Origin of the sequence: Dyella japonica A8 (genome assembly GCF_000725385.1) — a bacterium.
GTDB lineage: Bacteria > Pseudomonadota > Gammaproteobacteria > Xanthomonadales > Rhodanobacteraceae > Dyella > Dyella japonica_C.
This window is the reverse complement of record NZ_CP008884.1, coordinates 585331-607677: the sequence shown is the minus strand read 5'-3', so window position 1 is coordinate 607677 and position 22347 is coordinate 585331. Positions and strand designations below refer to the sequence as shown.

Genomic DNA, 22347 nt, shown 5'->3' with positions numbered 1-22347 from the left:
GTTCAAAGGAGACTTGATCATGCGCAAACAAATCCTTCGTGCCTTGCTTGCGGGTGCCATGACGCTGGCGACCGGCATCGCGATCGCGGCACCGGCCACCGATGCAGCGCCGTCGCTGAAGTACGCGGCCCTGCCCAAGGACCAGCGCGCCGCCATCGACGAACTGGAGCAGCGCACCTTCCAGTGGTTCTGGGACAGCGCGGACCCGGCCACCGGCCTGGTGCCGGATCACTGGCCCGGCGAGTCGTTCTCCAGCATCGCCTCAGTGGGTTTCGCGCTCACCGCCTACGGCGTGGGCGTGGAGCGTGGCTACGTGACGCGCGAGCAGGCGGTGGACCGCACCCTGGCCACGCTGCGTTTTTTCAACGATGCCGCGCAGGATGACAGCGAAGACGGCGCCACCGGTTACCACGGTTTCTTCTATCACTTCCTCGACATGAAGACCGGCAAGCGCTACCAGCGTTCCATCGAGCTATCCAGCGTGGACACCACGCTGCTGCTCGGCGGCGTGCTGTTCTCGCAGAGCTATTTCGATCGCCACAACGCGAAGGAAAAGCAGATTCGCACCCTGGCTGACGCCATCTATCGCCGCGTCGACTGGACCTGGATGCAGCCGAAGGCGCCGTTGATCAGCATGGGCTGGACGCCGGGTGGTCAGTTCATTCCCGCCAACTGGGCCGGTTACGACGAAGGCATGCTGGTGTATGTACTGGCCATGGGCTCGCCCACGCATCCGGTGAGCGATGATGCGTGGCAGGCGTGGGCCAGCACCTATCCGAAGCAGTGGGGCGAGTTCCAAGGCCGCACCTTCCTCAACTTCGCGCCGCTGTTCGGACACCAGTACAGCCAGACCTGGATCGACTTCCGCGGCATCCAGGATGCCTGGAGCCGCGACCACCACACCGATTACTTCCAGAACAGCCGCGAGGCCACCTACGCCCAGCGTTCCTATGCCATCGCCAACCCCAACCATTGGGAAGGCTATGGCGAAAACGTCTGGGGCCTTACTGCCTGCAACGGCCCCGGCGATGCCGTGGTGAAGCGCGACGACGGCAGCACGCGTGCCTTCTACGGCTACACCGCACGCGGCGCGGGCCTCGACTACATCTCCGATGACGGTACCATCGCCCCGACCGCCGCCGGCGGCTCCATCGCGTTCGCGCCGGAAATCGTGGTGCCCGCGCTGCTGGAGATGAAGAAGCGCTACGGTAGCGCCATCTATGGCAAATACGGTTTCGTCGATGCCTTCAACCCCAGCTACGGCACGGGCACCGTACCGAAGGAGGGGCGCGTGGTGAAGGGCATGGGCTGGGCCGACGACAAGCAGATCGGCATCGACCAGGGCCCCATCGTGCTGATGATCGAAAACTGGCGCAGCGGCTTCGTGTGGAAGGTGATGCGCTCGAACCCGTACATCGTCAAAGGCCTTCAGCGCGCCGGTTTCACCGGTGGCTGGCTGGACGACAAGAAGCAGTGAGCGATGCCTGAGCCTTCACCCCGCATCCGTGTCGCCATGGGCCCGTGGGCGCTTCGCCTGCTGGCCGTGGCGGCACTGTTGCTGGCGGGGTGCTCGTCGTCGCGTGATGCGCACACCTTGACCTTCTGGACCATCGGCCGCGAAGGCGAGGCGGTGGTAAAGCTCCTGCCAGAGTTCGAGCGCGAGCACCCGGACATTAAGGTGAAAGTGCAGCAGATGCCGCTCTCCGCGGCGCACCAGAAGCTGCTCACCGCCTTCGCCGGTGACTCCACGCCGGACCTTACCCAGCTCGGCAACACCTGGCTGCCGGAGTTCGCGGCGCTGAATGCGCTGGAACCCTTGCAGTCACGCGTGGACCGGTCGGCGGTGATCAAGCCCGACGACTATTTCGCGTCCATTTGGTCGATCAACCGGATCGACGGCGTGTTCTACGGCGTGCCGTGGTACGTCGACACGCGCTTGCTGTTTTATCGCCGCGACCTGCTCAAGGCCGCTGGCTTCGACCAGCCACCGCGGACCTGGGCGCAATGGCGGAGCATGCTGGCGGCGCTCAGCCATCCTGGGCAGGGTACCTACGGCATCCTGTTGCCCACCAACGAGTACGAACAGCTGATGTCGCTGGCGCTGCAGCAACCCGAGACCATGCTGCGCGACGGTGGACGCTACGGCAATTTTCGCAGCGCGGGATTCAAGCGCGCACTGACCTTCTACGTGGATACCTTCCGCCTGCGGCAGGCGCCGGCCATCACCAATGTGGAGGCGGGTAATCCGTGGGAGGAATTCGGTCGCGGCGTTTATGCGTTCTATTTCTCCGGCCCGTGGAACATCGGCGAATTCCGCCAGCGCCTGCCTGCCGATCGAGAGGGCCTATGGGCGACCGCGCCGCTTCCCGGGCCCGACGGCCCCGGCGTGGGCGCGGCGGGTGGCTCCAGCCTCGTGGTGTTCCGGCGTTCCGTGCACAAGGACGAAGCATGGGCCTTGATCGAGTACCTCTCGCGGCCCGACGTGCAGCAGCGCTTCTACGACCTGCTCGGCAACATGCCTGCGCGCCGTAGCGCTTGGGATGGCGGAAGCCTGCGCGATGATCCCAAAGTGCAGGCCTTCCGCGAGCAGCTGGAACACCTGAAGCCCTCGCCGGCCGTGCCGGAGTGGGAGCGCATCGCCAATGAGATGCAGCTGGTCGCCGCGCAGGCGGTGGCCGGCGAGCTGACCGTGGATGAAGCGGCCGCAGAAATGGATCGCCGCGCCGACCGCATCCTGGAGAAGCGGCGCTGGATACTCGATCATTCCCATATTGCGCAGGCATCGCCATGAACCGCCAACACGCCGCCTGGGGGTTCCTCGCGCCTGCGCTGCTGGTGCTGGGCATCTTCTTCCTGCTGCCGGTGATCGCGGCGTTCGGCCTCAGCCTGACCGACTACGACCTCTATGCGCTGGCGGATATTCGTCACCTGCGTTTTGTCGCGCTCCACAATTACTGGGATCTGCTGCATCAGCCGAAATTCTGGTCTGCATTAGGACACACGTTCTACTTCGTGGTGGTGGGCGTGCCGCTGTCCATCCTGGTGTCGCTGGGCGCCGCGCTGCTGCTCAACTCGCCATGGGTGCGAGGCAAAACCTTTTTCCGCACCGCGCTGTTCGCGCCCGTGGTCACCACGGTGGTCGCCGTGGCGGTGGTGTGGCGTTACATCTTCAACACCAAGTACGGGCTGTTGAACTACGTGCTCGGCCTGGTGGGGATCCATCCAGTGGACTGGCTGGGTGATCCCCACTGGGCCATGCCGGCGATCATCCTGTTCGCGGTGTGGAAAAACTTCGGCTACAACATGATCATCCTGCTGGCCGGGTTGCAGGCCATTCCGGGTGATTTGTACGAGGCCGCGCGCATCGATGGCGCGTCGGTGGTGCAGCAGTTCCGGCACATCACCCTGCCCATGCTCCGTCCCACGCTGCTGATGGTGGCCATCCTCACCGTGTCGGGCTATTTCCAGCTGTTCGCCGAACCCTACGTGATGACCGAAGGCGGCCCGCTGCAGAGCACCACCAGCGTGCTCTACCTGATGTACAACGAAGGCTTCAAATGGTGGAACTTCGGCACCGCCTCGGCAGTGGCGTTCCTGCTGTTCGTGATCATGTTCGCCGTCACCGGGCTCATGCTGCGCGTGGGGCGTCGCGGGGAGGCCGCATGAGTCCGCGCGTTGCCAGGGCGGTGATCCATGGCTTGTTGATCGGCGGCACGCTGGTGGCCGTGTTTCCGTTGCTATGGATGGTCGCCGTCTCCTTCATGCGTCCGGGCGAGGCGAGCAGCCTGCCGCCACCGCTGTGGCCCGCGCATGCCAGCTGGCACAACTACGACGTGCTGTTCCTGCGCGCGGGCGTCGGCCGTTACCTGTTCAACAGCTTTGCCATTTCCACCGCTATCACCGTGCTCTCGCTGGCCTTCAACCTGATGGCGGGCTACGCGTTCGCCAAGCTGCGCTTCGCCGGGCGAGAGCGCCTGTTCCGCCTGCTGCTCGGCATGCTGGTGATACCGGCACAGGTCGCCATGCTGCCGCTGTTCCTGATGCTGAAATATGCGGGGCTGGTGAACAGCTATGCCGCCGTGGTGTTGCCGGCGGCGGCCACCGCCTTCGGCATCTTTCTGGTGCGCCAGTACGCACGCGGCATCCCGGACGAATTGCTGGAAGCCGCACGCATCGATGGCGCAAGCGAGTGGCGCATCTTCGGCCAGATCGTGCTGCCGCTGCTCAAGCCCGTCATGGTGACGCTGGCCATCTTCACCTTCCTCACCGCGTGGAACGACTTTATGTGGCCATTGATCGCACTGACCGGGCAGGAGCACTACACCCTGCCGCTAGGCCTAGCATCGCTGGCACGCGAACACGCCACCGACAGCGAGCTGATGATGGCGGGCTCGGTGGTCACGGTGATCCCCGTACTGGCACTGTTCCTCGCCATGCAGCGCTATTACATCGAGGGGTTGTTGCTGGGCAGCGTGAAGGGTTAGCTCGATACTTGAGCGCGCTCGACGCACGTGTAGGCGAATATCCACTACGCGCAGGCAGCATCCGACGCTTTTTGAATCATTTCTTTCGATTGACGCAATAGCTTGCGATGTGATTAATTGCCTGCCATGGAGGCTGTCAGGGATATGACGGTGGTAGAGAGGCGATTGTTCAGACAGGAAGTGCTGGACGCGAAGCGTATCGCACTATCTGCATTGATTTTTTCATCGTCGCTGGCAATGTCACTCAATGCTGGGACTAACTTCCAACCCGGCTCTGCATTTGTTCCGGATCCGTATCGATGCTCATCTTCCCCTAATGTCGGGTCATATTTGGATCGCGTCGGCGGGAACCGGAAGGTGTTCGTGCTTGGTGAGTTGCACGGAACCAATGAAGCGAGCTCGGTGTTGTTTTCATTGGTCTGCAAAGGCGCTGGTGAGCGAAGGGACGTTGTCATCGGCCTAGAACTGCCTGATGAAGCAGTGCGACAGGCGATTGTCTATGCCAAGACAGGTGACAGGGGGGCGCTGGAGCGATCGGCGTTTTGGCTTCATGCCAAAGATGGGCGTGCAAGTCTGGCGAACCTAAGACTTATTTCATCGCTTCTTCGTTCAGGAGTTCCTGAATACCGAATTTTTGGATTCGACATCCGAGTAACAGGGAAAGAAGCGTTTGGGCCAGAATCGGCTGCTTGGATCCGTGACTACCTGACGCGTAATCATCTTGATAGAGAAGCGACGCTCTTTCTTCTGACGGGTTTAGGTCATTCCGACTTCAATGCAGGCGACAATAGCTTGTCGAACCACTTGATCCAGAACGACCGCACCGTCCTGAGCATTTCACTGCAATACACGGGCGGGGCAGCATGGAATTGCCGTCGGGGCGATTGCCGTCCCCATGACGTAGCAAAGGAATGCAGTGAGGGCACAAAGTCGATGAGCAAACCTGTGGCCTTTGGGCAGAACCAACTGACGGCGTCGTACTGTGTCGGCAGGGCAACGGCCTCCCCTCCTGCTATTGACGCTTTGCATTGATCTCCGATGGACATCCAGTCCACCTATGATCGACCGCGATTTGGATTAACAGAGACCAGAATAAAGCTTATCCCTCTGATTCCTGCGGTCTTTGCTGTTGCACCAAAACTCGTTAAGCCTCGGCAGCGGTCATTCCCGCGAACGTGGGAGGTGCTTTGCAACAGCGAGGCTGGTCATCCAGCGACTTTGCACTCGTTGAAAGTCAAGGCGCAGGATGATCAGCCTCCGGCTGTTGAAAGTGCTTTCCGCTTACACAGGGATGACGATTGGATGCGCAGTTGTCGAGAGTCCAGGTAGCTTCGCTATAGGCGTTTAGGCAATGCGAGCGCCTGAGGCTGGATCGAACATATGCAGGCGATCTGACGCCAGCTTGAAGTGCATCACGCTGCCGGCATCCGGCAGGGCGCCGGGCGGCACGCGCGACACCAGCGTCTGTTCGCCGCGGCGCAGGTTGAGGAAGATTTCATTGCCGACCGGCTCGGTCACTTCGAGCGCGGCGCTCAGCGTGGCGTTCGCTTCGCTGGTAGGGCGCAGGTCTTCCGGCCGGATGCCGAGCACCACGTCACGGTCGATCCATCCCAGCAAGTCGGGCGCCTGCATTTCCAGCGTGCCCAGCTGCACCTCGCCCTGCGGCGTTTCCAGATGCCAGCCATCGCCATGACGCAGTGGCCCGCGCAGCAGGTTCATCGCCGGGGAGCCGAGGAAGCCTGCCACGAACAGGTTTGCGGGCTTTTCGTAGAGCCGCATCGGCGTATCGATCTGCTGGATCTCCCCACCGTTGAGCACCACGATGCGTTGGCCCAGGGTCATCGCTTCGACCTGGTCGTGTGTCACGTAGATCATGGTGGCGCCAAGCTGACGATGCAGCCGCGCGATTTCAACGCGCATGGACAGGCGCAGCTTGGCGTCGAGGTTGGACAGCGGCTCGTCGAGCAGGAATACCTTGGGTTCGCGTACCAGCGCACGGCCCAGCGCCACGCGCTGGCGTTGCCCGCCGGACAATGCCGCCGGCAACGCATCGAGGCGGTGTTCCAGTTCCAGCTGCTTCGCCGCCTGCCGGATACGCTCGTCGATCTCGGCCTTCGGCTTGCCGCGCAGGCGCAGGCCGAAGGCGAGGTTTTCCGCCACCGTCATGTGCGGGTACAGCGCGTAGTTCTGGAACACCATGGCAATGTCGCGATCCTTCGGCGACACCTCGTTCACCACGCGGCCACCAATGCTCAGCGTGCCGGAGGAAATGGATTCCAGGCCCGCGATCATGCGCAGCAGGGTGGTCTTGCCGCAGCCCGAGGGGCCCACCAGCACCAGCAGCTCGCCATCGGCGATATCGAAGCTTGCCTCGGCCACACCGACGTGGCCATTGGGGTACACCTTGCTGACGCGATCCAGACTCACCGTAGCCATCAACGCCTCTCGCTTTGTCGTTCCGGCGGCTGCATGGCCCACCGTAGCCGAATGTGACCTTAGGCCGGTGCACATCGGGGCTGTACTCGGCTATTCTCTCCATGTAAGCGTTTACATCAAGCCGTGCCGCGGCAAGAGGGGACCGTCCACATGACCCAGAGCTATGTCTTTCCGCCGGACTTCCATTGGGGCGCCGCGACGTCGGCCTACCAGATCGAAGGTTCGCCGCTCGCCGATGGCGCCGGTCCCAGCATCTGGGAACGCTTTGCCCACACGCCGGGCATGATGGCGAACGACGACAACGGCGACATCGCCTGCGACCACTACCGCCGCTACAAGGGCGACGTGCAGTTGATGCGTGCGCTGGGCCTGCAGGGCTACCGCTTCAGCATTGCGTGGGCGCGGGTGCTGCCGGAAGGCACGGGACGCATCAACCAGAAGGGTTTGGACTTCTATTCGCGGTTGGTCGATGAGCTGCTGGAGAACGGCATCGAGCCGAACGCCACGTTGTTCCACTGGGATCTTCCGGCGGCGCTGGACGATCGCGGTGGCTGGCTTAATCGCGACAGCGCGCACTGGTTTGCCGAGTATGCAGGCGTGATGTTCAAGGCGCTGGACGACCGCGTAAAGCGTTGGTCCACGCTCAACGAGCCCTGGGTGGTCACGGATGGCGGCTATCTGCACGGCAAGCTGGCGCCGGGGCATCGCAGCAAGTACGAGGCACCCATTGCCACGCATAACCTGATGCGTGCCAGCGGCGCGGGCATCCAGGCCTATCGTGCGCTGGGCAGGCACGAGATCGGCGTGGTGTTCAATATCGAGCCGAAGTACCCCGCGAGCCACAGCCCGGAAGACATTGCCGCCACGCGGCGCGCCCACGCGTACATGAACGAGCAGTTCGCCGACCCCGCGTTGCTGGGCAGCTATCCACCGGAACTCAAGGAAATCTTCGGGCCGGCCTGGCCGGATTTTCCGCAAGACGATTTCAAGCTGACGAAACAGCCGGTGGATTTCGTTGGCCTCAACTACTACACCCGCGCCGTGGTGAAGAACGACCCGCAGGCCTATCCGCTGAAGGCGTCGCCGGTGCGCCAACCCAACGTCACCCACACCGAAACCGGCTGGGAAGTGTACGAACAAGGCTTCACCGACACACTCACCTGGTTCAGGGACCGCTACGGCGATATTCCGCTGTACGTCACTGAGAACGGCTCGGCGTTCTATGACGCGCCTGTAGCCGATGGCGACGTGGTGGAAGACCCGCTGCGCACCAGCTACCTGCGCAAACACCTCAAGGCGATGCACCACGCCATCCAGCAGGGCGTGAACCTCAGGGGCTATTACGCGTGGTCATTGCTGGATAACCTTGAATGGTCGCTGGGCTTTGCCAAGCGCTTCGGCCTGTACCACGTGGATTTCGCCACGCAGAAGCGCACGCCCAAGGCGACGGCGAAGTTCTATGCCGAGGTGATCAAGAGTAACGGCGCCGTGCTGGACGGTTGAGCTGCAGGTTGGGTTATCACCTGGCCTGCACGTTACCTCGTCGTCATCCCGGCGAAGGCCGGGATCCAGCGTCTTTGACCAGGCCAAGAAAAGTCACTGGATCCCGGCCTTCGCCGGGATGACGGTGAGGAAGCGAAACATCCGTCGACATCGAGCTATGTCCCATTCCGCTGCAGCCGGTATTGCCGGCCCGCTCACTTCGCGACGACGGTGCGTTCCACCTTCAATCGTTGATCCAGCCATGCCTTGAGCGCTGAATCACTCGCAGACATCGGCTCCGCATGCGCTGGACGCTGCAGCATGGCAGCAAGCGCCGGCGGCACCTCCAGGTGCTCGCCGATCAAGGGCTCGACCACGCTGTCGAATTTCGCCGGATGGGCCGTCGACACCACCGCCCACGGCAGGCTGGTGACGCCCATGTGGTCGAGCAGGTGCACGGCCGTCGCCGTATGCGGACAGAACACTTCGTCGTGGTCGCGCGCGTGGCGCACGATGGTTTCGCAAATGGTTTCGTCATCCACGCTGCGGGCATGCAGTTGCAGGCGCAGCTCATGGTCGCGGGGGAAGGTCCAGCGCAGGCGCTCGAAATTGCTGGGCGAGCCCACGTCCATGGCATTGGCCAGCGTGGCCACGGCGGGGCGGGGGCGTAGGGCGAGCCGTCGAAGTAGTCGCTGAGCGTGGCGTTGGCGTTGCAGGCCAGGTGGATCTCGCCCACCGGCAGGCCCATTTCGCGCACCCAGATGCAGGCCAGCGCGTTGCCGAGGTTGCCGGTCGGCACGATGAAGTTGAGCGGTGCGCCATGTTCGCGCCACCACGCCAGGGCTGCGTGCGCGTAGTAACTCATCTGCGGCAGCAGGCGGCCGAGGCTGATGCTGTTGGCGGAGGACAAGGGCACGCGCAGTTGCAGCTCCGCATCGTGAAGCGCTGCCTTCACCATGCGCTGGCAGTCGTCGAACGTGCCGTCCACGCGCAGCGCCTGCACGTTGTCGTCGAAGCTACCCAGCTGATGGGCCTGGCGCGGCGACACGCGCCCATCGGGATAAAGGATGACCACACGCACGCCGGGCTGGCGATGGAACGCCGCCGCCACCGCAGCACCGGTATCGCCGGAGGTGGCGACCAGGATGGTCAGCGGCACATCGCTGTTGCGGCGCAGGCGACGGAAGCAGGCGGCCAGGAAGCGGGCGCCGACGTCCTTGAACGCGGCGCTCGGGCCGTGGAACAGCTCCAGCAGCGAGGCATCCTGACGATAGGACAGCGGCCGCAGCGGCACGTCAAAATCCAGCGCTTCGCGGCAGATCGCGGGCAGTTCGCCCGCCAGCGACGAGCCGCGGAAGAACGGATCCAGCAGCGTCGTGGCGGTATCGGCCAGCGAGCCGTTGGGATCGAACTCGGCAGGGTCGCGTTGCGGCAACGCTTCAGGCACGTACAAACCGCCATCGGGTGCGAGGCCGGCGGCAATCACCTCCTCGATGCGGGCAGCGTGGCTTGCGCCACGCGTACTGCGGTAATGCAACGGCTCGCTCATGCGGCCTGTTCCTCGTCGACCAGCGCTGCAGCCGGTCCGTTGATGGGTGAAACGAGTACATCGCTCGCCAGGCCTTCCGACGCGAACGCCGCAGCCATCGCTGCGGCCGCGCGCTCGGCGTCCTCACGTCGCTCGTACCAGCCGAACATGCTGGGGCCGGCGCCGGAAATGCTGGCGCCGAGCGCGCCGTGATCCAAAGCAGCCTGCTTCACGCGCGCGAACCCTGGGACCAGCGGCGAGCGCCTTGGTTCCACCAGAACATCCTTCAGCCCTTCGCGCACCAGTTCCGCATCGCCGCGCTGGCAACCGGTGAGGAAGAGGGCGAGGTTGGCGTGTTGCGCGACGACGTCGTGCAGGTCGAATCCCTGGGCCAGCACCGCGCGCGCCTGGCGCGTCTCCAGCACTACGTGCGGATGCACCAGCGCGCAATGCCAGGCCTCCGGCACGGACAGGCGCAGCAGGCGGTCACGCGTGGACAGCACCAGGCCGCCGAGCAGCATCGGCCCCAGGTTGTCGCCGTGGCGGCTGCCGCTGGCCACCTGTTCGCCGTCGAGCGCGAAGCCATAGAGCGCCTCGCGCGGCAGCGGGCGTTCGAGCAGGGCGTTGGCGGCCACCAGCGCGGCCACGCACGAGGCGGCCGAACCGCCCATGCCCGAGCCGAGCGCGATGCCCTTGTGCAGTTCCACTTCAAAGCCATGGCGCAGGCCCAGCGCACGACGCAGCGACATCAGCGCTGCCCCGGCGGTGTTGCTCGCGGCGTCCAGCGGCAGGTTGGTGACGCGGCCGTGGATGGCCGCGATGCGCACCACGGGCTCATCGATGCGCCGTACGACGGCGCGATCGCCGGCACCGGCCACGCTGTGACCGAGGATGTCGAAGCCGACGGCGACGTTGCCGACGCTGGCATAGGCCATGGCTTGGGCGCTCAGCGCGCGGTGCGGGGATATCAGGGGTTCCATCAGTTGGGCGCTCATCAACGCACCTCCAGCGATTCAGCGATGCGAAGAAGGTCGGCAAATATACCCGCCGCCGTGACTTCCGGCCCGGCGCCGGGTCCTTGCACCAGCATCGGGTTTTCGCGATAGCGGTGCGTGGTGAACTGTACGACGTTGTCGGTGAGGCGCGTGTGCGCGAACGGATGCGACTGCGGCAATACGGCCAGCCGCACGCTGGCGTGGCCCTTGGCGTCCAGGCTGGCCACGTGGCGCAGCACGCCGCCATGCGTCTGCGCGTGTGCGACCTGGCGCGCCATCGGCGCATCGAGCAGATGCAGCGCTTCCATGGCCTCTTCGACGGGAAGCCCGGCCAGTTCGCTTGGCACCAGGCTCTGCACGTCGACATCGTCCAGCGACAAGGACCAGCCCGCTTCGCGCGCCAGGATGACCAGCTTGCGGGCCACGTCGAGGCCGGACAGATCGTCGCGCGGATCGGGTTCCGTATAGCCCAGCGCATGCGCCTCGCGCACCAGCGCAGAGAACGGGCGGCTGCCGTCGTGGCGATTGCAAAGCCACGCCAGCGTGCCGGAGAACATGCCTTCGACGGCAAGCAATTCATCGCCGGTATCGAGCAGGTCGCGCAGCGTCTGCACCACGGGGAGACCAGCGCACACCGTGGCCTCATAGCGGAATCGCGCGCCACTGCCGCACGCAGCGCGAATCGCTTGCAAACGCCACAACGGTCCGCTGCTGGCGAGTTTGTTCGGCGTCACCACATGGACGCCGCTGGCGAGCCACTCGGCATAGCGCGAGGCGACGGCATCGCTGGCGCTGCAGTCGATCAGCAAGGCATGGCGGCCGCCGTCGCCGCGAAGATGGGCGGCGAACTCGTCGAGGTTGCTCGGGCGCCAGGTCTGCGCGCTGTCGTGGCGGCCATTCAACTCGGGATCGTCCACGTCCAGCCACATGCGGCGGCTGGACGCCACGCCGCACAGGCGCAGATCCAGGCCGGCGCGCGCCAGGCGCGGTTGCGCGGTTCGCAGCTGGTCCAGCAGGGCGCTGCCGACACGGCCGGGGCCGACCAGGCCCACGGCGAGGACGCGCTGGCGCGCGGTGGTCGTCGGCAGCGCCATGGCATGTGGCGGTAGCGACGGTTGTTCGAGCGAGGGTGATGCGACAGCGTTCACGGTGGCCTCCAAGGTGGTGGCCCGTGCTCGTCGAGGGGAGTCGGAGTGTACGCCGGCCCGCCTCATCGAGGGCGGGGCCGTTTGCGTCAGGAACTTATTCGCGCACGGAAACCCACCCCGACCCGGTGGTAATAGTGGTCGTGGTGGTGGTCAGGGTGGCGATGGTCATGGCGCCGGACAGCAACGCGCATCCGGTGGAAACCGGGCTATGGAACATGCGAGCTGGCGCGATAAGCGGCGACATGGTCCCGACCTTAGGGGGAATGCTGCAGTGCAGTCAACAGGTGCTTTTGAAACTTTTGGACGTCCGGGAGGGTTTGGTCCCAAGCCGTTGGGTTCCCGCACAGTTGAATCGGGCACCGCCCCCCTGTGGGAGCGCACCCTGTGCGCGACAGCCTGACGAAGCGGCGATGCGGTGGCGTTGCAGTGGCCCACAGCTGCAGTCGCCCACAGGGTGAGCTTCCACAGTCAGCACGAGCCGGCTTGCTGCTTTTCCTGTAGGAGCGCACTGGTGCGCGACCACCTGACGAAGCGGCATCGGCATCGCACCGCGGTCGCGCACCCGTGCGCTCCTACAGGTTCAAGCCCGGAGGCTTTGGTCAGTCCTGCTTGCCCGAGCGCCAGCGCGGCGGTTCGCCCTTGAGCCAGCACACGAGCAGCAGACATGCCGTCAGGCCGAAGGCATAAAGCAGGAACGCGGCATGCGAATCGGCGGGCTTCAGCCAGGTCGTGCCGCCGGCGAGCAGGGCGATGTAGGCACCCAGCACCAGCAACCCCTGCCAGGTAGTGGGGAAACCCCAGCCCCAGCCATAACGCTTGGCGGGGAACCAGTATTTCTTTTCACCTTGCATGGGTTGCTTCCTGGCATGCCACGGTAGTGTGCGCGGCGGAGTCTACGCCGTTGCGGGTCGGTGAGAAGACCTAGGCGTTTCACTCGTCATTCCGGCCCTTGCCCCTTTTCGGGGTGCGCCGGAATGACGGTGAGGAACATGGACGCTTATTGGGCGTTTTGAGCAGGCCTTCAGTGAGAGAGGTCGATGGCGTACACCGCCGTGCCGTCACCGTTGTCTTTCACCTGGCGGATGTTCTTCAGGCCTGCCTCGCGCGCCACGTCCTGCTTGCCCGAGGCCGCCTTGAGCACCACCTCGCCACGCGTCTTCACCGGTACGAAGTGCCAGGAGGCGGCGGGAAGGTCCTTGGCGGTGAGCGTCTGCTTCTTCTGCAGCCACCTGGCCAGGATTTCGCGTGCACCGTCCGGCGCGGCCAGCACGATGTTGCTGCCGTCCAGCCCGGGGAAGCTGCCGCCACCGCTGGCGCGGTAGTTGTTGGTGGCGACGATGAAGGCCTGCGCCGGCTTCACTGGCTTGCCCTTGTAGGTGAGCTTGACGATGCGCTCGCCTTCGGGTCGGGTCACATCGATCTGGTAGCTCAGCTCGCCCTGGATCTGGTCGAAGTTGAAGCCGGGCAGACGGTCGCCGATCAGGGGTTGCTCGCCTTCCTTTGTCGGGTCGATGCGGTTGAAGCGTTCGGCGGATTTCTCCAGCCATGCCTTGAGGCCGGCGCCATCCACCTTCACCGCCGCAAGCGTGTTCGGATAGAAGTACAGGTCCGCCGCGCTGCGCAGGGTGAGCGGGCCGACCGCGACGTCGGTGTAGTCGTCCGGGCCGCCGAAGCCGGTGCGGAACGCGGCCGCCGCCGAGAGCACCGGCAGGCTGGCCAGCTCCGGATGCGTCTTGGGCAGTTCGCTCTGTACGTAGTCACGCATGGCGGCATTGATCGGCGCGAGCGCGGTCATGTTGCCTTCGTCGGCGAAGTAGCTGCTCAGGTGCACGCGGGTCTCGCCGATCGGCGTATTCACGTAGGCGATGGCCGCCTCATGTGCCTGCTGCACCAGCGGGGCGATGGCCGGGTCGGCGGGGACGCACGCCATCTTTTGCGGACCCGACTTGTTCGGGCCGCCTGGCTTGTCACAGATGGGGCGCACTTCGCTGTGCGTCTGGCTGTCGTCGATCACCCAGTGGCCGTCCTTGCGCTGCAAGGCAAGGTCGATCACGCCCAGGTCCTTGCCGAAGAAGCCGCCCATCACGGCGGGCTTGCCGCGCACGAAGCCGCGCTCGGCGTCCACGTCCTTCATGCCCTTGTAGTGTGGGCCGGGGAACTCGGTATGCGAGTGGCCGAGCAGCACCACGTCGATGCCGGGGATGCCGGCGAGATACCAGCCGCCGTTCTCCATGGCGGGGGTGTAAGGCGCGGTATCGAGGCCGCCGTGCAGCACGGCGACGACGAGGTCCGGATGCTGGGCTTCCAGCGCCGGCAGGTACTTCTGCGCCGCTTCCACCACGCCCGTCACGGTGACCTTGCCGGCCAGGTTCTGCTTGTCCCACTCCAGGATCGGCGGCGGCGTGAAACCGATAATGCCGACCTTCAGCGGCAGCTTGCGCGTGCTGCCGTCCGGCGCGGTGACGGTGATGTCCTTCTGTACCACCGTCCACGGCTTGAAGATCGGTGCGCCGTCGCGGGCGCTGAACACATTGGAGAGCACCAACGGGAAACGCGGGCCGACGCAGCGGTCGCTGTGGCCGCCGTCCACGTTCATCGGCGTGCCGGTGACCTGCGACAGGAAACCCAGGCCGTAGTTGAACTCGTGGTTGCCGGCGGTGCCGCCGTCGTAGCCCATGGCGTCCATGGCCTGATAGATGCCCAGCTCCTGGTCGCAGCCGACCGGCTTCACCAGCGCCTGGTAATCGGCCAGCACGCTGCCCTGGATGGTGTCGCCGCTGTCGAACAGGAAGTTGTCCGGGTACTGGGCGCGGGCGCGGCGGATCAGCGTGGCCACCCGCTCGTAGCCCACCGAATCGTCCTCGCGCTGCTTGTAATAGTCGTAGCTGAGCACGTTGGAGTGGACGTCCGTGGTTTCCAGGATCGCCACCCGGGCGCGGCTGCCATCGGGCAGGGCGGCGGGATGCCGGGTCGACTGGCTGGCGCAGCCGGCCAGCACGGCGGCGGCCAGGGCGGCGAGGGGGAGGAGGCGAAGGCGCATGGTCCGGTCCATGGGGAAGCAAGGGAGTCAAAGCGGGAAACCTAGCAGATCGGCGTGACGATCCGCCCGCTCAACGGCCGCTGAACCGCATGGTGGCGCCGTTTGTCCGTTGCCGGCCGTTGTGCATGTGACAGCGACAAGACCGTAGAATTGCGCCCAGATGACACCGGGCCGAACAGGGGGCCTCGCCTTATATGCCGCAACAACCGCTTCGCTTCCTGCGAAAGAGTGGGCCCTGGCTGCTCGCCATCGCCTTCTTCCTGTTCTGCGTCAATATGACCGCGCTGCGCGAGCCGGCCCTGCTGCAGCAGGCGTTCGTGATCGCCCTGATGGTGTGTGCGTTCGGCATGCTGCTGTCGGCGTTCGCGCGCCCGGCCACCGCGCTTGTGGTGAGCGGCGGCCTGTTCCTCGGGCTGAACTTCCTGTCCGTGATGAAGCTGCGTTACCTCGATTCGCCGCTGATGCCGGCGGACTTCATCTACTACGCGCGCAGCAGCCTGCTCGAAACCCTGCGCCATTACCCGCACCTGTGGCTGCTTTCGCTGGGCGTGTGCGTGCTGACGCCGCTGGCCCTGTGGGCGGTGTGGCGCCTCGACCGCCGCTTGCTGGCCCACCTCAGCCCCCGCCGCGCGTGGACCATGCGCGCCAGCGGCGTGCTGGTGTGGGGCTTTGCGTTCTGGCTGTGCCTGCTGCCCAACGGCCCATTCGCCGAGGTGCATGCGAGGAACGTGTGGGAGAAGCTCTCCGACGACGCGCAGATCACCAACTTCTTCGTCAACTTCAGCGACTCGGACATCCACCTGCCCGACATGGCTGACGATGCGAAGGCCGAGGAAGACTGGGGCGCCACCGCCTCGGGCGAGCCGGCCGCCACCCCGCGCTCCCCCGCGTCGTACCCGGACATCGTGCAGGTGCTGGAAGAAAGCACCTTCAACCCGTCCAACTTCACCGAGTGCAACGTCCCTGAATGCCGCGTGTCGTTGTTCAAGTACGACGGACGCACGCGTGCCACCGGCCCGATGCGCGTGCACACCTTTGGTGGCGGCACCTGGGTGAGCGAGTTCGCCACGCTCACCGGCATGCCGCAGGACATCTTCGGCCCCGGCGGCATGTACGCGCCGTATGTGCTCGCCCCGCACGTGCAGGACAGCCTGCCGCGCCAGCTGCAGCGCCTGGGCTACCTCACCGTGGCCATCTATCCGACCAACGGCTCCTTCCTCAACGGCCGCAACGCCTATAAGGCGTATGGCTTCGACCAGTTCTACGACGCCAGCCAGCTGGGCCTGGAAGAGTGGGAGGAAACCGACAAGCAGATGTTCGACGCCGCCAAGCGCGTCTACGACAAGGTGAAGAAGCCGGGCCAGCCGGTGTTCGTGATGATCCTGACGCTGGCGCAGCACGGCCCGCACGATACCGACCCGCTGTCCGTGCTGCCGCCGCCGTTCAACAAGGGCGTACTGAAGGGCCTGCCGACGCGCGAGTCGATCAACTTCAACACCTATCTGTCGAACCTGCACAACTCCGACGTGGCGATGCACGGGCTGGAGCACGACTTCCTCGATCGCGCGCAGCCCACGGTGATCGTGCACTTCGGCGACCACCAGCCGTCGTTCAGCGGTCTGATCAGGGGCATGCCACGCACGTGGCCGGATGGGCTGTCCTCGTACAAGGACTACCTCACCTATTACATGATCAAGAGCAACTTCCAGGGTGCCGAGCTGCCGAAGTACCCCATGCTCGACATCGCCTTGTTGCCGAGCATGGTGCTGCAGGCGGCGGACCTGCCGACCGACCCGTACTTCTCGGCGGCCATCTCGCTGCGGACCCGTTGCAATGGCCTCTACACCGATTGCGCGCAGCCGGGTCTGGTGAAGTCGTACCACGCGTGGATCTTCAACCGGCTGCACGTGTACGAATAAGCGAGAGCACTGAGAGGCACTTGCTCAAAGCCACCTATCCCTCACCGTCATTCCCGCGAAAGCGGGAATCCAGTGCCTTTTCTCGCGGCACCGAGGTATTAAAGACGCTGGATTCCCGCTTTCGCGGGAATGACGGTGAGGGACATGGTTGCTTGCGGAAACGCTGGGGAGGCGCGAACCGTTTTTCATTACGGCTTCGCTGAAATGAAAACTGGTGCCACTCAAACGTCGTAGCGAACGCCCGAGATCCAGGTTTCCTTCACCACCAGCCCGTCGTCCAGCACGGCGAAATCCGCGTGCTGCCCGGCGACCAGGCGGCCGTGTGTGCGATCCAGGCCAAGCCACGCGGCGGGATAGGCACTGGCCATGCGCGAGGCTTCGGCCAGCGGCAGGCCGACCATCTCCACCAGGTTGCGCACGCCGGTCGCCATGTCCAGCGCCGAACCCGCGAGCACGCCTGCATCGCTCTGGCAGATGCCGTCGCGCGCGATGATGGTCTGGCCGTTGAGCACGTACTCGGGGCTGTCCGAACCCACCGGCGGCATGGCGTCGGTAACCAGCACGCTCTTGCCCTTGGCCTTCGCCGCGATGGCGATGCGCAGCGCGACCGGGTGCACGTGGTGGCCGTCGACGATCAGCCCGCACCAGCTGTGCGGATCGTCCAGTGCCGCGCCGACCACGCCAGGCTCGCGGCTGCCCAGTGGGGTCATCGCGTTGTAGAGATGGGTGAAGCCGCACACGCCCGCGTCGAGCGCGGCGCGCGTGCGGGTGTAGGTGGCCGCGGTGTGGCCGGCCACCACCAGCACGCCGGCTTCGCTGAGCTGGCGGATGGTGTCGAGCGGCACTTCTTCCACGGCCAGCGTCAGCATCACCACACCGCGACGGTTGCGCGTGATGGCGGCGATGTCCTCGGCATCGGGCAGGCGGAACAGGCTGGCGTCGTGGATACCCTTGCGCGCGGTGGCGAGGAACGGGCCTTCCAGGTGGATGCCCAGCACGCCCGGCACGCCCTGCTCGATGGCCGTGTCCACCGCATCGAGCGCCTTGCGCATCACGTCGGCGGTGTCGGTGATCAGCGTGGGCAGGAAGCCGGTGGTGCCGTACTTGCGGTGCGCCGCGCCGATGGTGGCCAGCGCTTCCACGGTGGCCTCGGCGTTGAACAGCACGCCGCCGCCGCCGTTGACCTGCACGTCGATAAAGCCCGGCAGCAACAGCCGGCCCTTCAGGTCGTGCTGCTGCGCGCCGGTGATGCGCGCATCGTCGGCAGGGACGATGGCTTCGATGCGCTCGCCGCGCACCAGCACCACCCATCCGTTGCGCGGGCCGTGGTCGGTGAGCACGCGACCGTTGACGAGTGCGGTAAGGGGCGTGGTCATTACATCGTCTCCGTCACCTTGCGTAGATGCGGCGGCACGTCGGGATCGAAACCGCGCGCCAGCGACAGTGCACTGGCCGCGCGATAGAAACTCTGCACGGCGAGCAGTGGGGTCACCATCGGCGACACGCCATCGGGCAGCGGCAGCTTGTCCGGATCGTGGTTGCCCGGTGCGGCAATGAACACGCGCGCGCCGCGTGCACGGAATTCGTTCGCCACGGCGATGGTGTTGTCCTGCGTGCCGTCGCCCTGGGCGAAGAACAGCACGGGAAAGCCTTCGCCCACGATGGCCATCGGGCCATGCTTCACTTCGGCTGCGCTGAAGGCTTCGGCATGCAGGCCGCAGGTTTCCTTGAGCTTGAGCGCGGCCTCCAGCGCGGCGCCGAAACCAAAGCCGCGGCCGACCACGAACAGGCTGCTCGCCTTGGTGAGGCCTTCGACCATCGGGCTCCAGTCGCAGTCCCAGCCGCGGCGCAGATCCTCCGGCAGGCGTTCGACGATGCCGTACAGTTCGGCGTCGTTGCCCCAATGCGCGGTGAGCTGCAGCACGGCGGCGAGCGTGGCGAGGTAGCTCTTGGTCGCGGCCACGCTGAGTTCCGGGCCGGCGCGCAGCGGCACGAAGGTGTCCGCCATCTGCGCGAGCGGAGAGTCTTCCACGTTCACCAGCGCCACCACGTGCGCGCCGGCGTCCTTGGCGGCCTGCGCGCTACGCAGCAGGTCGGGACTCTTGCCCGACTGCGAGATGGCGATGAACAGCGCGCCGTCCAGATGCAGGTCGGCGTCGTAGATCGAGGAGATGGACGGCGACGCCGACGCGGTGATCAGGCCAAGCCGGGTTTCGAACACGTACTTCGCATAGGCGGCGGCGTGGTCGGAACTGCCGCGCGCACAGGTGACGATGAAGCGGGGCGGCTGGGTCCGCAGCTGTTCGCCGAGCTTCTTCAGGATCGGCGCGTTCTCGCGCAGCTGGCGCTCGACCACGGCGGCCGCCTCGTGGGCCTCGCGGTACATCAGGGTGTCGCTGGCTTGCTTCATCGTCTATCTCTTGGCATGCGTGTGGACGCACGCCGCTCGGATCGAGGCGTGGCCTCAGCCCTTGCGTGGCGTCGGGGTTTGCGGCGGCGCGGTGGAGCCGCGCACGACCAGTTCGGGTACGAAACATTCGCTGTGCGGCAGCTCTACCGTCGCGCCAGCCTTGCGTTGCAGCTCGGCCATCAGCTGTAGCGCTGCGTGGCGGCCGATGTCGCTGGTGGACTGGCGGGCGGTGGTGAGCGCGGGCCAGGCCTGCTTGGAGAACGGGCTGTCCTCGAAGCCGGCGATGGAAAGGTTCCACGGTACGTCCAGCCCGCTGGAGCGCGCGGCGGCGAGTACGCCCGCGGCGATCTCGTCGTTGCTGCCGAAGATGGCGGTCGGCGGTTCCTTCAGCGCGAGCAGCTTGCGCGCGCCGCGGAAACCGTCGTCGAACGCATAGCGGCCGGGCAGCACCAGCTTCTTGTCCAGCGGCAGGCCGTAGTCGCGCAGCGCGTCGGCATAGCCCTGGTAACGCTCCGGGCTGGACCGGTGATGCGGTTCGCCCCACAGGAAGCCGATGCGCTGGTGACCCATCTGGATCAGGTGTTCGGTGATCGCGTAGGCCGCGCTGCGGTCGTCGATGTAGACGCAGGGCGCGCCGTCATGGGGGTCTTCGCGCGAGGAAATGATACGCACGAAGCTAACGTCATTCTCGGTCAGCGTGTTGATCAGCTCGGCCTGTTCGGACATCGGCGGCGCCAGCACCAGGCCGGCCAGGCGATTACGTTCGACCAGCGCGCACAGTTCCGCCGCGAGTTCCGGCGAGGACGAATCGCAGGGATGGATCAGCAGGCCGAAGCCGCGCTCGCGGCAGGCGGACAGCACGCCGTCCTGCATGCTGATCACGTAGTGCGCGTTCGGGTTGTCGTAGACCAGCCCGATGGCGTAGGCATGCGTGCTGCGCAGGCCGCGTGCGGAGGGGTTGGGCTGGTAGCCCAATGCCTCGATCGCGCGCTCGACCTTCTCGCGCGTATCGGCGCGCACCGATGCCTCGTGATTGATCACGCGCGAGACGGTCTTGAGCGAAACGCCCGAACGTTTGGCGACGTCCTTGATGGTGGGGTTGCGCAACGTGAAAACTCCGGCAATACGGGATGAAGTGGTGGCATCGTAGCCCAGCGCAGCTGTGCCTGCGGACGGCGCGTCCGGCGCGCCGTCCCTAAGCTCAGCGCGCGTGCTGGCCGACGCGGTGCCCCTTGAGGCCGTAGTACAGGATGTACAGGTAGCAGGGCACCATCAGCGCCATGAATACCAGCTGGAAGTTGAAATGCTGTTTCAGGTGCACGAACAGCTGCGGCACCAGCGCACCACCCACGATCGCCATGATGAGCAGGGCCGAGCCGCGTTCGGTCAGGCGCCCCAGGCCGTGGATGGCCAGCGGGAAGATCGCCGGCCACATCATGGCGTTGGCGAAGCCCAGCGCCGCGACAAAACCCACCGAGGCATGGCCGGTGGTGAAGTACGCCCCCAGCGTGAACAGCACGCCCATCACCGCCGATACCGCGAGGTAGCTCTGCTGCGAGATGAAGCGGGGGATCAGCACCAGGCCGGCGAGGTAACCCGCGAGCATGGCGATCAGCGTGTACGAGGTGAAATGCTTCGTTTCATCCAGCGGCAGGCCAAAGCCCTGGCCGTAGGTGCCGATGGCGTCGCCCGCCATCACTTCCACGCCCACGTAGAGGAACAGGCACAGCACGCCCAGCCACAGGTGCGGGAAGCTGAAGATGCCGCCCTTGGCGTGGCCGATGTCCGACTCGGCGTTGGCGCCGGCCGGCTTGATTTCCGGCAGCGGCGAACGGACCACCCAGATCGCCAGCAGCACCAGCAGGCCCGCCATGATCATGTACGGCATGTGGATCTTGGCGGCGAAGGCGTTGAGCAGGGCCTCCTTCGCTTCCGGCGTCGCGGCTGCCTTCACCTGGGTATCGAACGTGTCGATGCCGCTGAGCACCAGCGCGCCGAACACGAACGGCGCCAGCGCGCCGGCCACCTTGTTGCAGATGCCCATGAAGGCGATGCGCTGCGCGGCGCTGTCGATGGGGCCGAGGATGCTGATGTACGGATTGGACGCGGTCTGCAGCAACGCGAGGCCCGCGCCGATCACGAACAGGCCGAAAAGCGCTGGATAGAAGACGCGCATGCTGACGAACTGGCCGAACACCACCGCGCCGATCGCCATCACGAACAGGCCCAGGCCCATGCCTTTCTTCATGCCGGTGCGGCGAAGTACGCTGGAGGAAGGAATGGCCAGGAAGAAGTACGAAAAGTAGAACACCAGTGGCACGAGGAACGCCGAGACGTCATCCACGTTGAAGGCAAGCTTCACGAAGGTGATCAGCGGGCCGTTGAGCCAGGTGACGAAACCGAAGATGAAGAACAGCACGCCGATGATAAGCATCGGCACCACGCTGGAAGAGCGTGACTCGCCGGCGGCAAGCGTAGTGGCAGACATGGATGGACTTTACTCCCCGCGGATTGCCGCTGAACGACGGACCGAAGCCGGTCCTGATTCCCCGAAAGAGCTTTTATCGACGCTAAGCGTAACGTTGTCAAATTTTGACACGGACAAGCCATCGCGTCCCCATCCCTGGTTGGCCCCGAAGACCCCCATGCCGCCGCCCTCATGTTGCGGCGCGGTAGCCCCGTTTTGTCAGCAGCCTTGACCGGTTCGACAGGCAAAAATCGTTGCTGATACAGCATGTTGCGATGCATCACGATCCTGCGCGAACGGCGTTATTTGCTGCGATTGCTGGGCCGCGCCAAATCCTTGTTTCGCATGATAAAACGCTGTGTTGACAACGTTGTCATAACGGGACGAGACTCGGCCCATGGCAGGGTCGCCCAGGGTGGGTGCGGCCCCAGCGTGGGG

General features: G+C 65.2%; 17 protein-coding genes and 1 pseudogene. 7 read left to right on the top strand and 11 right to left on the bottom strand.

The window, feature by feature from the left end; translation table 11 throughout:
* Window positions 1–19 precede the first annotated feature (19 nt).
* The 5 genes from HY57_RS02465 (at window position 20) to HY57_RS21480 (ending at window position 5516) form a co-directional block, all read left to right on the top strand.
* Window positions 20–1477 carry a glucoamylase family protein gene (locus HY57_RS02465; protein WP_019465715.1) on the top strand — a complete coding sequence of 486 codons (1458 nt, stop codon included), beginning with the start codon at window positions 20–22 and terminating at the stop codon, window positions 1475–1477.
* 36 nt (window positions 1478–1513) lie between these two features.
* Window positions 1514–2791: an extracellular solute-binding protein gene (locus tag HY57_RS02460; protein ID WP_019465714.1), complete on the top strand. Its 1278-nt coding sequence runs from the start codon at window positions 1514–1516 to the stop codon at window positions 2789–2791.
* Complete coding sequence (locus HY57_RS02455; RefSeq protein WP_019465713.1) at window positions 2788–3666, top strand: carbohydrate ABC transporter permease; 879 nt, start codon at window positions 2788–2790, stop codon at window positions 3664–3666. Before HY57_RS02460 ends, HY57_RS02455 begins: the two co-directional genes overlap by 4 nt.
* On the top strand, window positions 3663–4484 hold the full coding sequence (locus HY57_RS02450) for a carbohydrate ABC transporter permease (RefSeq protein ID WP_019465712.1): 822 nt from the start codon (window positions 3663–3665) through the stop codon (window positions 4482–4484). The genes HY57_RS02455 and HY57_RS02450 overlap by 4 nt, the downstream gene beginning before the upstream one ends.
* 144 nt (window positions 4485–4628) lie before the next feature.
* On the top strand, window positions 4629–5516 hold the full coding sequence (locus tag HY57_RS21480) for a hypothetical protein (protein WP_144240759.1): 888 nt from the start codon (window positions 4629–4631) through the stop codon (window positions 5514–5516).
* A gap of 312 nt (window positions 5517–5828) precedes the next feature.
* On the opposite strand, the gene HY57_RS02445 is transcribed toward HY57_RS21480, so the two are convergent.
* Window positions 5829–6920 carry an ABC transporter ATP-binding protein gene (locus HY57_RS02445; RefSeq protein WP_019465711.1) on the bottom strand — a complete coding sequence of 364 codons (1092 nt, stop codon included), beginning with the start codon at window positions 6918–6920 and terminating at the stop codon, window positions 5829–5831.
* A gap of 150 nt (window positions 6921–7070) precedes the next feature.
* Here HY57_RS02445 and HY57_RS02440 point away from each other — a divergent pair, with 150 nt between their 5' ends.
* Window positions 7071–8423 (top strand): GH1 family beta-glucosidase, encoded by a 1353-nt coding sequence (locus HY57_RS02440; RefSeq protein WP_019465710.1) that lies wholly within the window; start codon window positions 7071–7073, stop codon window positions 8421–8423.
* 194 nt (window positions 8424–8617) lie between these two features.
* On the opposite strand, the pseudogene thrC reads toward HY57_RS02440, so the two are convergent.
* The 6 genes and pseudogenes from thrC to HY57_RS02415 all read right to left on the bottom strand — a co-directional run bounded on the left by thrC (window position 8618) and on the right by HY57_RS02415 (window position 15113).
* Window positions 8618–9951 (bottom strand): annotated as a pseudogene (gene thrC, locus HY57_RS02435) (threonine synthase).
* On the bottom strand, window positions 9948–10925 hold the full coding sequence (locus tag HY57_RS02430; RefSeq protein WP_019465708.1) for a homoserine kinase: 978 nt from the start codon (window positions 10923–10925) through the stop codon (window positions 9948–9950). The pseudogene thrC and the gene HY57_RS02430 overlap by 4 nt, the downstream one beginning before the upstream one ends.
* A complete protein-coding gene (locus HY57_RS02425; RefSeq protein ID WP_019465707.1) occupies window positions 10925–12019 on the bottom strand; it encodes a hypothetical protein in 1095 nt (364 codons plus the stop codon). The genes HY57_RS02430 and HY57_RS02425 overlap by 1 nt, the downstream gene beginning before the upstream one ends.
* 148 nt (window positions 12020–12167) lie before the next feature.
* A complete protein-coding gene (locus HY57_RS21795; RefSeq protein ID WP_157786190.1) occupies window positions 12168–12317 on the bottom strand; it encodes a hypothetical protein in 150 nt (49 codons plus the stop codon).
* 355 nt (window positions 12318–12672) lie between these two features.
* Window positions 12673–12924 carry a hypothetical protein gene (locus tag HY57_RS02420; protein ID WP_019465706.1) on the bottom strand — a complete coding sequence of 84 codons (252 nt, stop codon included), beginning with the start codon at window positions 12922–12924 and terminating at the stop codon, window positions 12673–12675.
* Between the two features lie 170 nt (window positions 12925–13094).
* A complete protein-coding gene (locus HY57_RS02415) occupies window positions 13095–15113 on the bottom strand; it encodes a bifunctional 2',3'-cyclic-nucleotide 2'-phosphodiesterase/3'-nucleotidase (protein WP_026034000.1) in 2019 nt (672 codons plus the stop codon).
* Between the two features lie 194 nt (window positions 15114–15307).
* On the opposite strand from HY57_RS02415, the gene HY57_RS02410 reads away from it, so the two are divergent.
* The gene (locus HY57_RS02410) at window positions 15308–17032 is read left to right on the top strand and encodes an LTA synthase family protein (RefSeq protein ID WP_019465704.1); all 1725 of its coding nucleotides are present in this window, start codon (window positions 15308–15310) and stop codon (window positions 17030–17032) included.
* 221 nt (window positions 17033–17253) lie between these two features.
* On the opposite strand, the gene nagA is transcribed toward HY57_RS02410, so the two are convergent.
* From nagA to HY57_RS02390, 4 genes are all read right to left on the bottom strand, one after another.
* Window positions 17254–18408, bottom strand: coding sequence for an N-acetylglucosamine-6-phosphate deacetylase (gene nagA / locus HY57_RS02405; protein WP_019465703.1), 1155 nt, complete (start codon window positions 18406–18408; stop codon window positions 17254–17256).
* The gene (locus HY57_RS02400) at window positions 18408–19442 is read right to left on the bottom strand and encodes an SIS domain-containing protein (RefSeq protein ID WP_019465702.1); all 1035 of its coding nucleotides are present in this window, start codon (window positions 19440–19442) and stop codon (window positions 18408–18410) included. The genes nagA and HY57_RS02400 overlap by 1 nt, the downstream gene beginning before the upstream one ends.
* Before the next feature lie 54 nt (window positions 19443–19496).
* Window positions 19497–20549: a LacI family DNA-binding transcriptional regulator gene (locus tag HY57_RS02395; RefSeq protein WP_019465701.1), complete on the bottom strand. Its 1053-nt coding sequence runs from the start codon at window positions 20547–20549 to the stop codon at window positions 19497–19499.
* 94 nt (window positions 20550–20643) lie between these two features.
* Window positions 20644–21930 carry a sugar MFS transporter gene (locus tag HY57_RS02390; protein WP_019465700.1) on the bottom strand — a complete coding sequence of 429 codons (1287 nt, stop codon included), beginning with the start codon at window positions 21928–21930 and terminating at the stop codon, window positions 20644–20646.
* Between the last annotated feature and the right edge of the window lie 417 nt (window positions 21931–22347).